This window comes from Synechococcus sp. Lug-A (assembly GCF_024345655.1).
Taxonomy (GTDB): Bacteria; Cyanobacteriota; Cyanobacteriia; order PCC-6307; family Cyanobiaceae; genus MW101C3.
In genome coordinates this window covers 39,541-52,559 of sequence record NZ_JAGQBN010000008.1, presented here as the reverse complement: position 1 = coordinate 52,559, position 13,019 = coordinate 39,541, and the positions used below count along the sequence as shown (strand labels likewise).

Genomic DNA, 13,019 nt, shown 5'->3' with positions numbered 1-13,019 from the left:
TCCTGTTCAGTTGATCATCTGCTGGCGGTAATCACAGCCTGACGAGGATCTCACCCCCCCTTGACCGGGCGATCTACTCCCTCACGTGTTGCTCTTGAACACCGGAGGAGTTGCATCTCGAGCCTGTGATTACAGGCTGTCAGCTTCCAACTGCCACGTGCAAGCAGCTAAACCCAGACCACTGTCCGCCATCTCCTGATCGCATTGCTTCTGTCTGCACGGCGCTGATCATGAGCTGTGCCGAGGGTTTGTTGCTCTCATTGTCTCTATCCAGCGCTCTCTTGCATTCCCGAGGCCTTCGGCCGGCGGTTGCAGCAGAGCGCTTTTGTCCGTACCGAATGGCGGCAGGCTGGGAACGCTCAGCTGAGTTCACGCCGTCCGCCCGTGCCCAAGCCAGTGCCAGCGCACGTGCTGCTTCGCATCCCTTCGCCGTGCCGGCGACCACCCGCTGCTGGGGAGTTGCCGAACGTCGCAAGGACGCGGCGGAGGTCCGGAGTCACCGTGCTCGCCCTGGGCGGGTTGATGCTCAGCCTGGCCGGTTGCAGCGGCGCCGCGCGCATCACCGGGCAGCCTCCCTCCGATCTGTCTTTGCCGCCGGGCATGGAGGTGGCGTTCAACCACAGGGTTGACCGTCACTACCGCAGCCCGGTCAGTGGCCTGAAGCGCAATGGCGACAACCTCGAGCAGATGCTGCTCGATACGATCGCTCGCGCCCAACGGGAGATCCTCGTGGCGGTGCAGGAGCTCAGCCTGCCGGAGGTCTCGCGGGCGCTGGTGGCCAAACAGCATGCCGGGGTCAGTGTGAAGGTGGTGCTGGAGAACACCTACAGCCGGCCGTGGAGCGAAGAGCACCCGGTGGATCTCGACAGCCGCCAGCGCAGCCGGCACCACCAGTTGAAGGCACTGGCGGACAGCAACCGTGACGGGGTGCTCAGCCTGGAGGAACGGCAACAGGGGGATGCGGTGGCGCTGCTGCGGCGCGGCGGTGTGCCCCTGCTCGATGACACCGCCGATGGCAGCGCCGGCAGCGGTCTGATGCACCACAAGTTTCTCGTGGTGGATGGCCGCTGGGTGGTGACCGGCTCGGCGAATTTCACCCCCTCCTGCATTCACGGCGACCTCAATGATGGGCGCACCCGGGGCAATGCCAACCACCTGCTGCGGATCGACAGCCGCCCCCTGGCGACTGTGTTCAACCACGAGTTTTCCCGTCTCTGGGGCGATGGCCCTGGCGGCTTGCCGAACAGCCGCTTCGGCATCGGCAAGGACAACGGGGACCTCCAGCAGGTGATGGTGGGCCCCACCAAGGTGGAAGTGCTGTTCGCACCACACCGGCGTCGCGATCCCCGCAACGGCCTCGCCCTGATCGAGACGGAACTGGGCCAGGCGCAGCAGCGCCTCGATCTCAATCTGTTCGTGTTCTCTGCCCAGAATCTGGCCAATCGCATCGCCCAACTGCACCAGCAGGGGGTACGGATCCGGGTGCTGGCAGATCCAGGCTTCGCCACCCGCTCCTTCTCGGAGGTGCTCGACCTGCTGGGCCTGGCCATGGCCGATCACCGCTGCAAACGGGAAGCGGGCAACGCGCCCCTGGCCCATCCCCTCGCTGGGGTAGGCACGCCGCGGCTGGCCCGGGGCGACAAGCTGCACCACAAGGTGGCAGTGATCGATGACCGCAGCGTGATCACCGGCTCTTTCAACTGGAGTCCATCAGCGGCCCATGGCAATGACGAAACCCTGATGATCATCCGCTCACCGCAGCTGGCCGCCCACTTCAACCGCGAAATGGATCAACTGTGGCAAGGGGCCGAGCTGGGACTGACGCCACGACTGCAGCGCAAGCTTCAACAAAGCAGGCAACGCTGCGGCATCGGTGAGCAGCGCAGTTGACGCGGCATGAAGCCATCCCAGCGCCGGATCCGTAGCAACGAGTAGCGCCGGGCTGATCGCGCCGTTCTCAACCGGAAAGCTTCCAGGCCAGGCGCTCCGAAAGGTCGTGGAGATAAGCGGCTGTGACGGCAGAAAGGCCCACCATCTGCATCACGGAAAGCGGATCCAGCGTCTCTCTATACGAACAGGGTGCGCACCATTGCCGTGCACCCCACCCACGCAATTCATCCACGTGGGTCCCACCATGGGTCTGGGCAGCCCTGCGCCCCACCGACCGCCACCCGGCCGCTCCACCCCTTGCCCGTCGCCTCCTCCGCCGCTGCCGCCCCTTCCCGCAGCGATGTTGTGATCGTGGGCGCCGGCCCTGCCGGTGCCTCCCTTGGCCTGCTGCTGGCGGAGCGGGGCCTGAGGGTCACGCTGGTGGAGGCGACCCGCCGCTTCGATCGCCAGTTCCGCGGCCAAGGGCTGATGCCCTGCGGGCTGGAGGCGCTCGCCGAGATGGGTCTGGAGCCCCTACTGGCCGGTCTGCCCCAACGGGCGCTGGCGGGGTGGTCGTTCTGGATCAACGGGCGCGAGCTGTTCGACGCCGCCGAGCCACTGGGCAGCACAAGACCGTGCACGCTCGTGCCCCAGCCGGCCCTGCTGGAGGCGCTGGTGCAGCGGGCCTGCCGGAACGAGAGCTTCAGCTGGAGGCCGGGGGAAACCGTGCAGGGCCTCGTGCGCCGACAGGGGCGCGTCGATGGGGTGCGGCTCTCCGGCGATCGGGTGCTGGCCGCCGATCTGGTGATCGCCTGCGATGGCCGCAGCTCGGGCCTGCGGCGCGCGGCCGGCCTGCCGATCGTCAGCGCTCCCAGCCCGATCGACGTGCTCTGGTTCCGGCTGCCCGCCCAGCCGCGCTGCAGCGCCGACAACCGCTTCATGGTGCTGCTCGGCCCCGGCGGCGGCTGCAGCGTCTTTCCCGCCGCAGAAGGCGGCGAGCTGCAGCTGGGCTGGCTGGTGGGCCCTGGCGAGCGGATCACGCGCACGTCGCTGGAGTGGGCAGAGGCCTTCGCCTCCCTGGCGCCCGACTGGCTGGCCGCCCACGTTCGGGGCCATGCTGCTGCGATCCGGGGTCCGGAGGCGCTGTCGGTGCAGGTGGGCTGCTGCCCGCGCTGGCAGGAGCCCGGCCTGCTGCTGCTCGGAGATGCCGCCCACCCGATGAGCCCGGTGCGGGCGCAGGGCATCAACATGGCGCTCCGCGACGCGATCGTGGCGGCCAACTGGCTGGTGCCGCCGCTGCAGCAGGGCGCCGGCACGCAGGCCATCGATGCGGTGCTGCCCCGGATTCAGCAGGAGCGGCAGGCGGAGATCCAGCTGGCGCAGCGGGCCCAGCAGGCCGAGGCGGCCCAGGGCGATCTTTTGCGGCGGCGGCCGGATCTGCGCTTTCTGCTCGCGCCACTGGCGCCCCTGGCCGGCCCCCTGGTGAAGGCGCTCTGGGTGCGGCGCCAGGCACCGCTCCGCGACGGCTTCCTGCCGGTGCGACTGCGCGTGTGACCACGGCGTTACCCCAGCATCACGGCCGCTGCGGTCATGATGAGCGGGCTACCCCTCCGCGCCCCATGTCCCGGCACCGCCTCCCCATCTGGCGCTCCGCCATCTCCCGAAGGCTCCCGCCATGGACTGGACCTGTGGGCGCCGGCTGGCTGCTGGGTGGTTGGCTGGCGGCTGGAGCCCTGACGGGGGCCAGCCCCGTCGCCGCGGCCAGGCCCAAGCCGCCGGCGTTTCCCACCACGGCGGAGTTGCGCACGATTCAGTTGGCCACCTTCGCCTGCTCCCGCGAGAACGGTGCCGAACCCTGCAGCCGCGCCCGCAGCCTCGCGGATCCGCTGATGGACAACCCCCTGCTGACCTCATTCTGCAAGGACACGGTGTGGAGCATCGTGCAGCAGGCCGAGCCGGCCGCCACCAACAGCTTCCAGCGCCGCGACGACCTCGATCGGGCGGGTGAACAACTGCTCAAGCGCTGCCAGCAACCCAGCGCCGCCAGCACCAGGAAGCAGGACGATGGCCCCCGCCGTCCGCCCGCCGCTGGTGGGCATGGAGCCGGCAGCGGGCGGCCCGCCGGCGCCGGTGGCTCCTGACGCGGGTCAGTCCCAGTCGTAGCTGAGGCGGGAACCGGGCATCCGTTCGCTCAGCTCGGCGAACACGGTGGCGAGGATTTCAGGACCGCAATCAGGATGGGCCCGCACCTCCTTGACCAGACGCTTCACGTCGGATTCGGAGAGACCGCGGTACTTGATCACCTCGTCCACCTTGGCGCGGAAGAGATCCAGCAGGGCCTGCTGCTCCGCGGTCAGGGGCTTGCCGCCGGTGCGTTCGATGTCCATCGGCGGTCAGGGTTGGGTGTGAGGGCCTGCAGGCGGGGCTGCCAGCGCCAGCAGCTGACGCGCTGTCGTTTCCATGAACGTCACCGACCAGCCGGTGGTGACCACCACGCGATCAGCCAGCTCACAGAGCGGCGAGGCGGCACCGGCGCAACTGGCGGAGAGCCCCAGGAGTGCGTTGGTGAGCTTGCCGCGCAGGCAATGCTCCGTGCCCGATTGATCGAGCACCGCTTGGGCGGCCTCCCGGGTGCGGTTGATCGCCTGGGCGAGGGCAGGCGATGGAGCAGCCGCAGGAACACCGCCACGGGCCGGGAGGGAAGGCGCTCCCACCAGGGCGATGGCGGCCAGCAGGGACGTCACCAGGGCGTATCGGCCCCGCGGACGACGCAGGACGGGAGTGAACAGGGTCACGGGCCGGAAAAGCGAAGGGGGGTGTCCTTGCGCACGCTACCGAGGTCGCCCGGATCTGCCTCACAGGAGGCAGGGTTACGTTGGACCCCCACACAGTTGGCCCGATGACGAGCAGCGCTTCCGCAGGCTCTGTTGCCTCCTGCCGCGTGACGCTGGCCAGCCCGTTCACCGACCAGAAACCGGGCACCTCCGGGCTGCGTAAAAGCACCAGGCAGTTCCAGCAGGCCCACTACCTGGAAAGCTTCGTGGAAGCTGTGTTCCGGGTGCTTCCTGGCGTGGAGGGCGGCACCTTGATCCTCGGGGGCGATGGCCGTTACGGCAACCGCCAGGCCATCGATGTGATCTGCCGCATGGGCGCCGCCCACGGCCTGGCCCGGCTGATCACCACCACCGACGGCATCCTCTCGACCCCCGCCGCCTCCCACCTGATCCGCAGGCACGCGGCGATCGGCGGCATCATCCTCTCGGCCAGCCACAACTCCGGCGGTCCCGACGGCGACTTCGGTGTGAAGGTGAACGGGGCGAACGGTGGTCCGGCGCCGGAATCGATCACCGACGCCATCTACGCCGTCACCCAGACCCTCGACGGCTACCGGATCGTGGAGGGCAGCCCCTTGCCATTGGAGGCGCCCGGCACCCACCACATCGGCGGGTTGCAGGTGGAGGTGATCGACGGCGTGGACGACTATCTGACGCTGCTGGAGAGCCTGTTCGACTTCGACGCGATCGCCGACCTGCTGGCGGGTGACTTCCCGGTGGCCTTCGATGCCATGCACGCCGTCACCGGCCCCTACGCCCGCCGCTTGTTCGAAGGGCTGCTGGGGGCACCCGCAGGCACGGTGCGCAACGGCATCCCCCTCGAGGATTTCGGCGACGGGCACCCCGACCCCAACCTCACCTATGCCCATGAGCTGGCGGATCTGCTGCTGAAGGGCGATGCCTACAGCTTCGGCGCCGCCTGCGATGGCGATGGCGATCGCAACATGATCCTGGGCCGCCGCTGTTTCGTGAACCCCAGCGACAGCCTGGCGGTGCTCACCGCCAACGCGACGTTGGCACCGGGATATGCCGGCGGCCTGGCGGGCGTGGCCCGCTCGATGCCCACGAGCGCTGCGGTGGATGTGGTGGCTGCCGAGCTGGGGCTCCCCTGCTACGAAACGCCCACGGGCTGGAAGTTCTTCGGCAACCTGCTGGATGCCGGCCGGATCACCCTCTGCGGCGAGGAAAGCTTCGGCACCGGCAGCAACCACATCCGCGAAAAAGACGGGCTGTGGGCGGTGCTGTTCTGGCTGCAGATCCTGGCCCGGCGCCGCTGCTCAGTGGCCGAGGTGATGGCCAGTCACTGGGCCCGCTTCGGCCGCCACTACTACTCCCGCCACGATTACGAAGCCATCGCCAGCGACCGCGCCCACGGCCTCTACGACCGCCTTCATGCCCTGCTGCCCTCCTTGAAGGGCACCGGCTTTGCCGGTCGCTCGATCGCCACCGCCGACGACTTCAGCTACGACGATCCGGTGGATCAATCGACAACGCGGGGGCAGGGTCTGCGCCTGCTGCTCGACGACGGCAGCCGGGTGGTCTTCCGCCTCTCCGGCACCGGCACCCAGGGCGCCACTCTGCGCCTTTACCTCGAGAGCTTCGTGCCCTCCGGCGGCAACCTGGCCCAGGATCCCCAGGCGGCCCTCGCCGATCTGATCAACGCCGCCGATGGCCTGGCCGAGATCCGCAGCCGCACCGGCATGGATCAGCCCACGGTGATCACCTGATCGGCGGTTCGATCCGGCGCGGGCCTGGGTCTTGACCTGGTTCTGGGCCTTGGCCGGGAACTGGACCTGGACCTAGTTCTGTGCCTAGGGCAGGGATTACGCCTGTATCTGGTTCAGTGCCTGGACCTAAAACTGGGACTGGGCCTTCTTCCGGCTTGGCATCGTCTCCAACTCAATCCTCCGGGGCGGCAGCATCGTCCGCGGGGTCAAGCGCTGCCGTCGTCGGTCTGGTCGCCGCCGAGCTGGTGGCATCCTGCTGGGCAAGCTGCGCCGACAGCGCCCGGATCGCCTTCTTGACGGTGCGATAGGGCTTGCCGTGGGGGGTGAAGCCATAGCGCGACAGTTTGGCCAACAGCTCGTCAGCGCTCACCACGAACACCGGAAACAACTGACGGCGCTGGAACTCGGCCTGGAGATCCATCAATGTCTTGGCGGCTGAATAATCCACCGCATCGATACCGGAGGCATCGATCACCAGCCCCTTGAGGTCCGGGCCATTGAGTGTGATCAGGTTCAGCACCTCCTCCATGAAGGCGCTGGCGTTGGCATAAAACAGATTGGCCTCGAAGCGATAGGCCACGATGCCCGGCGCCGCAAACACCCCCGCCGCCACCGGCACTGTGTGCCAGCCCCGGTCGGCGTCATGGGCCCACAGGCGCGTTCGGGGCCTGTAGGTGTGCCGCACCTGATCGATCAACGACAGGCCCACTGCCAGCAGAATCCCCTGCATCACCCCCAGCAGCGCCACACAGAGGGCGGTGAGGATGGCAATCACGAACTCGCTGCGCTGCAACCGGTAGAGCTCACGCAGGCCACGAAGATCGATCAACTTCAGGCCGATCACAAACACGATCGTCGACAACACCACAGCCGGGAGAAAGCCGAGCGGATCGGTGAAAAAAGCCAGCACCGCCAGCACCACCGTGGCCATGGTGAAGTGCGCCACCTGGCTGCGGCCGCCGGCGGCATCCAGCATTTCCGTCTTGGTGGGGCTGCCGTTGACCACGAACGTCCCGGAGAGCGCCGCGCCCAGGTTGGCGATGGCCAGGCCGATCAGATCGCCATTCTGATCCACACGTTCGTGATGCCGCTGGGCATAGGCCCGGGCCGTGGCAGCACTCTGGGCAAGAATCACCACAAAGCAGGAAGCGGCGGTGGTGAGGGCCTGATTGAGCTGGGCGGCCTGCAGCGTGGGCCAGGCCAGCTGCGGCAGACCATGGGGAACCGCGCCCACCACCTCCAGGCCGTGGTGCTGGAAATCGAGCGCGGCACTGGCCACGATCGTGGCCACCACCGCGATCAGAGCCCCAGGCAGCCGCGGCGACCAGCGCTTGCAGCCAGCGATCACCACCAGCACCAGCACCGCCAGCAGCAGGGACACGCCGCTGGCCTGCCCCAGCCGCTGCAGCACCGAGAGGATCTGCGCGAACGATCCGTCCCCTTGCTTCTCCAGACCCAGCAGGCCACTGAGCTCGCCGGCGGCCACCTGCAGGCCGATCCCAGTGAGCAGGCCGATCAGAGCACTGCGGGAAAGGAAGTCTGCAAGAAAGCCCAGCCGCAGCCAGGTGGCAAGCACAAGCATGGCCCCCACCAGCAGGGCTACCGCCGAGGTGAGCTGCACATAGGCGCTGGAACCTGGCGCCGCCACCGCGCTGAGCGTGGCCGCCAGGATCGCGGCGGTGGCGGAATCGGCCGCCACCACCAGCTGGCGGGAGGCGCCGAACACGGCAAAGGCCAGCACCGGGATCAGCAGGGTGTAAAGCCCGGTCACCACAGGGGTGTGCGAGATGCGGGTGTAGCCCATCACCTCGGGAATGGCCAGAGCCGCCAGGGTGAGCCCGGCGAGCAGGTCGTCGGCGAGGCCGGAGCGGCGGACCGGCAGCATGCCCCTCAGCAGCGCCACACCCAGCACGTGCGGACCGTCCGTGTGCGGGGCGGGCCGGTTGTGGGGCTCGCGGCCGGCCCTCAGAAGTCGTCTCCGCGTTCGTCCAGCGGCGCGCCAGGTTGGCCGCGGCGGGTGAGGCTGATCTGCCGCAGCGTTTCTCCCCAGGCGCCGCAGAAGCCCGCCATGCCGATCACCAGAGCCCAGAAGCGGGGGTGGATGGTCGGCAGAAGTTCACCAGGGGTGCGCGAGGCGTGGTGGGCCAACACCAGCAGCACCAGCACGGCGAGGGCATAGAGACATCCGGCCAGGGCGATGCGGCGGCAATCCACCCGCAACTGGCGGCGCGGACGGTAGCCGGCAGGGCGGGGCAGGGGCATCTCAGGCGGCCGGGCCTGACGGCAGCACCGGTTCGGTGGCCTGGCTGGCGGGGAACCAGGAGGCTTCCAGCTGCTTCATCAGCACATAGAAGGAGGGCACCACAAACAGGCTGAGCACCGTGGCCACCAGCAAGCCACCGAAGATCACGGCCCCCAGCGACTGCTGGCTGAGGGCGCCGGCACCGCTGGCCACCAGCAGGGGGAAGAAACCGGCCAATGCCGCCATGGCCGTCATCAGGATCGGGCGCAGGCGAGAGCAGGCGGCCGCCATGGCCGCTTCGGCGGAGCTCATGCCCTGCTCCATGCGCTGGTTGGCCAGATCCACGATCAGGATGCCGTTCTTGGCCGCCAGGCCGATCAATGTCACCAGGCCCACCTGGGCGTACACGTTGTTCACCTGGCCGCGCAACACAAGGAACATCAGCGCCCCGAGCATGGCCAGGGGCACCGTCATCAGGATGATCAGCGGATCGATGTAGCTGCCGTACTGAGCGGAGAGCACCAGGTACACCACCACGATCCCCAGCGCGAACACCAGGATGGCCAGGGCGCCGGCCTGCACCTCCGATCGGGTCAACGCCGACCAGGCTGAGCCGATGTTGGCGAAATTGAGCCGGCGGAACACCGCCGCGATCGTATCGATCGCCTGGCCGCTGCTCTTGCCGGCGGCCTCCACCCCCTGAATCAGCACGGTGCGATAGAGATCGAAGTGGCTGATGATCGGCGGGGCGCTGTCGAGGCGGGCCTTCACCACGTTGGAAAGAGGCACCAGCCCACCGGAGCGGTTGCTCACATAGAGATTGTTGAGGTCCTGGATCATGGTGCGGTGGCTCGCATCGGCCTGGACATACACCTGCCGGTATTGCTGCTGCTCGTAGGTCTGGTTCACGAAGCTGCCGCCCGTGAGGGTACCCAGGGCCTCCATGGCGGCACTGAAGTCGATGTCGAGCGAGGCCATGCGGTCGCGGTCCACGTCGAGGCGCCACACCGGCGCATCACTGACGAACTGGGTGTAGAGGTTGCCGAAGGTGCCGGTGCCCCTGGCCTTGGCGATCAGTTGCTTGGCGAGGCCGGCCAGTTCGGTGGGGCTGTAGCCGCCATTGCTGAGGTCGTTGAACTGGAAGGAGAGCCCCCCCTGGGCGCCGAAGCCAGGCACGGCCGCGGGCGCCTGAGCGAGCACAATCGCCCCGGGAATCTTGGCGAAGGCCTGGTTCATCCGCCCGATGATGGCATTCGCCGATTGCTCCGGGCTGGTGCGTTCCTCGATCGGCTTGAAGCCGAAGAAGAAGATGCCCTGGTTCAACGAGCCGCCGTTGAATCCGGCCCCACCCACCAGTTCTCCGGACACCACATCAGGCTCCTTGGCGATGATCCTGCGGGCCTCATCCGCCACCGCCATGGTGGCCTCGATCGACGACTGGGCCGGCAACTGGATGATGCCAAGGCCATAGCCCTGGTCTTCGGTGGGAACGAAACCGGTGGGAATCAGCACGAAGGCGGCGCCGGTGAGCAGCACCCCGCCCAGCAACGCCGCCAGCACCAGCCGCCTAAGCCGGATCACCTGTTGAAGCAGGGCGGCATAGCCACGGGCCACCTGATCGAACACCTTGTTGAAGGCCGTGAAGATGGGCATCAGGAAGGTGCCCACCACGGCCCCCACCAGGCCCAGCACCACAGCCAGCAGCCAGCCGCCGGCCAGGGTGCCGTACAACGCCCCGAAGGCCCCGCCGATCGCCGTCCAACGCCAGCCCCTGGGTTCGGTTTTGCCGCCACCGAGCAGCAACGCCGATTGCAGAGGCTTGCCGGTGATCGCATTGAAGGTGGACACGATGATCGAGAAGACGATCGTGAGCGCGAACTGCCGGTAAATCACGCCGGTGGCGCCCGGGAAGAAGGCCACAGGCACGAACACGGCCAGCAGCACCAGGGCGGTGGCCAAGATGGCGCCAGTGAGTTCCTTCATGGCATTGGAGGCCGCCACAAACGGTGGGTCGCCGGCTTCGATGCGCGCCGACACGGCCTCCACCACCACGATCGCGTCATCCACCACCAGGCCGGTGGCCAGGATGATGCCCAGGAGCGTGAGTTCGTTGATCGAAAAGCCGAACGCCTTCACGAACACCATCGCCCCCAGCAGGGCGATGGGCAGGGCGAGGGCCGGCACGGCCGTGGCCTTCCAATCCTGCAGAAACAGGAAGATGATCAGCAACACCAGCACCACCGCATCGCGCAGGGCATCGAGGGCCCCTTCGATCGAGGCATTGATGAAGTCGGTCTGGTCAAACACCTTCTCCAGCACCACACCTGGCGGCAGGGAGTTGCGGAACTGGGTGAGCACCTCATCCACCGCATCCGCTGTAGTAATCGCATTGCTGCCAGGCAACTGGATCACCCCGAAGCCCACCGATGGGTAGCCGCTGATGGCGTTGATGGCGGCCTGATTGAAGTTCTGAAAGGCGTATTCTGCGCGGCCCACATCCCCCAGACGAATCAATCCACCGTCGGGGCCCTTGGAGAGAATGAGTTTTTCGAAGTCACCAACTGTCTCCAGATTGCCGTTCACCAGAATCGGGAAGGTGGAGCGGTTTGTAGGCAGTGAGGGCGGGCCGCCCACGCTGCCAGCGATCACCACCACGTTCTGAGATTTCAGCGCATTCACCACATCGGTGATGGAAAGGTTGAAACGGGCCAGTCGTAGTGGATCCACCCAGAGGCGGAAGGCGGGATCACTGGCCCCGAAGATGTTCACCTGGCCGACACCATCCGCGCGCGTGAGCGGATACACAAGATTCAGTTGCAGGAGCCCGTTCAAGAAGGTGCCGTCGAACTGGCCTGCTGTGGACGTGAGGTTGTAAACGAGGAGGTAGCTGCCGGAGGTCTGCTGAACCGTGACCCCTTGAGCATTCACCTGGGGCGGTAATTGCGGGGTGGCGGTCTGAACGCGGTTCAGCACGTTCACCTGATCGATGTCCGCGTTCGTGCCCGGCTTGAAGTAGACGTTGATCTGGCTGCTGCCCTCCCCGGTGCTGGTGGAGGTGATGTAATCCATCCCCGGCGCCCCGTTGATCTGCTCCTCAAGCGGCCCGGTCACGGCGCTTTCCACCGTGAGCGCATCGGCCCCGGGCAGGTTGGCGTTCACCTGAATCGTGGGCGGAGCGATGTCCGGCAGGTTCTCGATCGGCAGCAGGGGCAGGGCGATCACGCCTGCCAGCAGGATGAGCACACTGCACACCGTGCTGAGCACGGGGCGGCGGATGAAGGTGTCCGAAAGGCTCATTGACGGGCCGCCGGGGGGGCGGAAGCAGGCGCCGCTGCAGCGGCGGCGCGCACAGCCAGGCCACTGCGCAACTGGGCCAGGTTGCCCAGGATCACCGAATCGGTGCTCTGCAGGCCCGAAGCCACCGGGAACATCCCGCCCTGCAGCGTGCCCAGGGTGACGGGCACCTGCACCGCCACCAGGGCACCGGCGGGTGGCGGTGGCTCAATCGGCCGGCCCAGCCGCTGCCGTGCCTCCTCGGGGCTCACAGCCAGGAACACGAAGGTCTTGCCGGCCTGGAGCAGCACCGCCTGCTCGGGAATCGACAACGCGTTGCCCTGCGAGAAGATCAACCTGGCGTTCACCCGCTGGCTGTTGCGCAGGACGCCGTCGTCGTTGGCGAAGGTGGCCTTCACCAGCAGGGTCTGGCGCTCCTTGTCGAGGGACGGGGCCACAAAACTCACGGCGCCGCGGGCCGTGAGCTCGGGGCGATCGGGCGCGCTCAGCACCACGGGCATCCCCACCTTCACGCGGGCGGCATCGGTGCCCGGCACATCGAGGCGCACCCACAGGCGGGAGTTGTCGACCACGCTGGTGACAACACCGCCGGCACGAACGACATCACCAAGCTTGGCGTTGATGCTGCCCACCTGACCGGTGATCGGAGCCGTGACGTTCTTGTAACCCAGGGTGGCTTTCGAGGACAGCAGCCGATCACGGCTCACCAGAGCCTGGGTGACATAAAAATCACGTTCCTTGGTGGTTACGGCACCCTGCTCGTTGAGAAAAATATAACGCTCGGCGTTCACCAGGTCCTTCCGGGCTTCCGCCCGATCCGAATTGGTGGTGGCCTCCTGCTGCACCTGGTCGAGCCGGAAGAGCAACTCTCCCTTTCGCACCGCCTGTCCCTCCTGCATCGGCATCGCCACGATGCGGCCATCGATCTCTGGAGCGAGCTTGACCTCGCGGATAGCCTCCAGCGTGCTCTGGTAATCGGCGGAGTCGGTGAAGACGGAAGTGCGTGGATTCACCAGCCTGACGGCCGCCGGGGGCTGCTCGGGAAGCTTGGCC

Annotated in this window: 10 protein-coding genes; 4 read left to right on the top strand and 6 right to left on the bottom strand. The window is 67.3% G+C overall.

The window, feature by feature from the left end; genetic code table 11:
* Nucleotides 1-510 precede the first annotated feature (510 nt).
* The 3 genes from KBY86_RS07515 to KBY86_RS07505 all read left to right on the top strand — a co-directional run bounded on the left by KBY86_RS07515 (nucleotide 511) and on the right by KBY86_RS07505 (nucleotide 4,010).
* Nucleotides 511-1,890 (top strand): phosphatidylserine/phosphatidylglycerophosphate/cardiolipin synthase family protein, encoded by a 1,380-nt coding sequence (locus KBY86_RS07515; RefSeq protein ID WP_369803018.1) that lies wholly within the window; start codon nucleotides 511-513, stop codon nucleotides 1,888-1,890.
* Between the two features lie 297 nt (nucleotides 1,891-2,187).
* A complete protein-coding gene (locus KBY86_RS07510) occupies nucleotides 2,188-3,423 on the top strand; it encodes an FAD-dependent oxidoreductase (RefSeq protein WP_255140711.1) in 1,236 nt (411 codons plus the stop codon).
* Between the two features lie 134 nt (nucleotides 3,424-3,557).
* Nucleotides 3,558-4,010, top strand: coding sequence for a hypothetical protein (locus tag KBY86_RS07505; RefSeq protein ID WP_255140710.1), 453 nt, complete (start codon nucleotides 3,558-3,560; stop codon nucleotides 4,008-4,010).
* A gap of 6 nt (nucleotides 4,011-4,016) precedes the next feature.
* Here KBY86_RS07505 and KBY86_RS07500 read toward each other — a convergent pair whose 3' ends face one another.
* Entirely contained in the window at nucleotides 4,017-4,256 is a 240-nt protein-coding gene (locus tag KBY86_RS07500) for a hypothetical protein (RefSeq protein WP_094512518.1), read from the bottom strand.
* A gap of 6 nt (nucleotides 4,257-4,262) precedes the next feature.
* Nucleotides 4,263-4,664, bottom strand: coding sequence for a hypothetical protein (locus tag KBY86_RS07495; RefSeq protein ID WP_255140709.1), 402 nt, complete (start codon nucleotides 4,662-4,664; stop codon nucleotides 4,263-4,265).
* A 104-nt stretch (nucleotides 4,665-4,768) separates the two neighbouring features.
* On the opposite strand from KBY86_RS07495, the gene KBY86_RS07490 reads away from it, so the two are divergent.
* Entirely contained in the window at nucleotides 4,769-6,430 is a 1,662-nt protein-coding gene (locus tag KBY86_RS07490; protein WP_255140708.1) for an alpha-D-glucose phosphate-specific phosphoglucomutase, read from the top strand.
* A gap of 172 nt (nucleotides 6,431-6,602) precedes the next feature.
* On the opposite strand, the gene KBY86_RS07485 is transcribed toward KBY86_RS07490, so the two are convergent.
* From KBY86_RS07485 to KBY86_RS07470, 4 genes are all read right to left on the bottom strand, one after another.
* On the bottom strand, nucleotides 6,603-8,333 hold the full coding sequence (locus KBY86_RS07485; RefSeq protein WP_255140707.1) for a SulP family inorganic anion transporter: 1,731 nt from the start codon (nucleotides 8,331-8,333) through the stop codon (nucleotides 6,603-6,605).
* A 62-nt stretch (nucleotides 8,334-8,395) separates the two neighbouring features.
* Entirely contained in the window at nucleotides 8,396-8,692 is a 297-nt protein-coding gene (locus KBY86_RS07480; RefSeq protein WP_255140706.1) for a hypothetical protein, read from the bottom strand.
* Nucleotide 8,693: 1 nt separating this feature from the next.
* A complete protein-coding gene (locus KBY86_RS07475; RefSeq protein WP_094512504.1) occupies nucleotides 8,694-11,969 on the bottom strand; it encodes an efflux RND transporter permease subunit in 3,276 nt (1,091 codons plus the stop codon).
* Nucleotides 11,966-12,979, bottom strand: coding sequence for an efflux RND transporter periplasmic adaptor subunit (locus KBY86_RS07470; protein ID WP_255101005.1), 1,014 nt, complete (start codon nucleotides 12,977-12,979; stop codon nucleotides 11,966-11,968). The genes KBY86_RS07475 and KBY86_RS07470 overlap by 4 nt, the downstream gene beginning before the upstream one ends.
* Between the last annotated feature and the right edge of the window lie 40 nt (nucleotides 12,980-13,019).

Bases quoted from the DNA above. Each gene is read 5' to 3' on its own strand.
- KBY86_RS07500 (WP_094512518.1), bottom strand. From the start codon at position 4,256: ATGGACATCGAACGCACCGGCGGCAAGCCCCTGACCGCGGAGCAGCAG.
- KBY86_RS07480 (WP_255140706.1), bottom strand. From the start codon at position 8,692: ATGCCCCTGCCCCGCCCTGCCGGCTACCGTCCGCGCCGCCAGTTGCGG.
- KBY86_RS07475 (WP_094512504.1), bottom strand. From the start codon at position 11,969: ATGAGCCTTTCGGACACCTTCATCCGCCGCCCCGTGCTCAGCACGGTG.
- KBY86_RS07490 (WP_255140708.1), top strand. From the start codon at position 4,769: ATGACGAGCAGCGCTTCCGCAGGCTCTGTTGCCTCCTGCCGCGTGACG.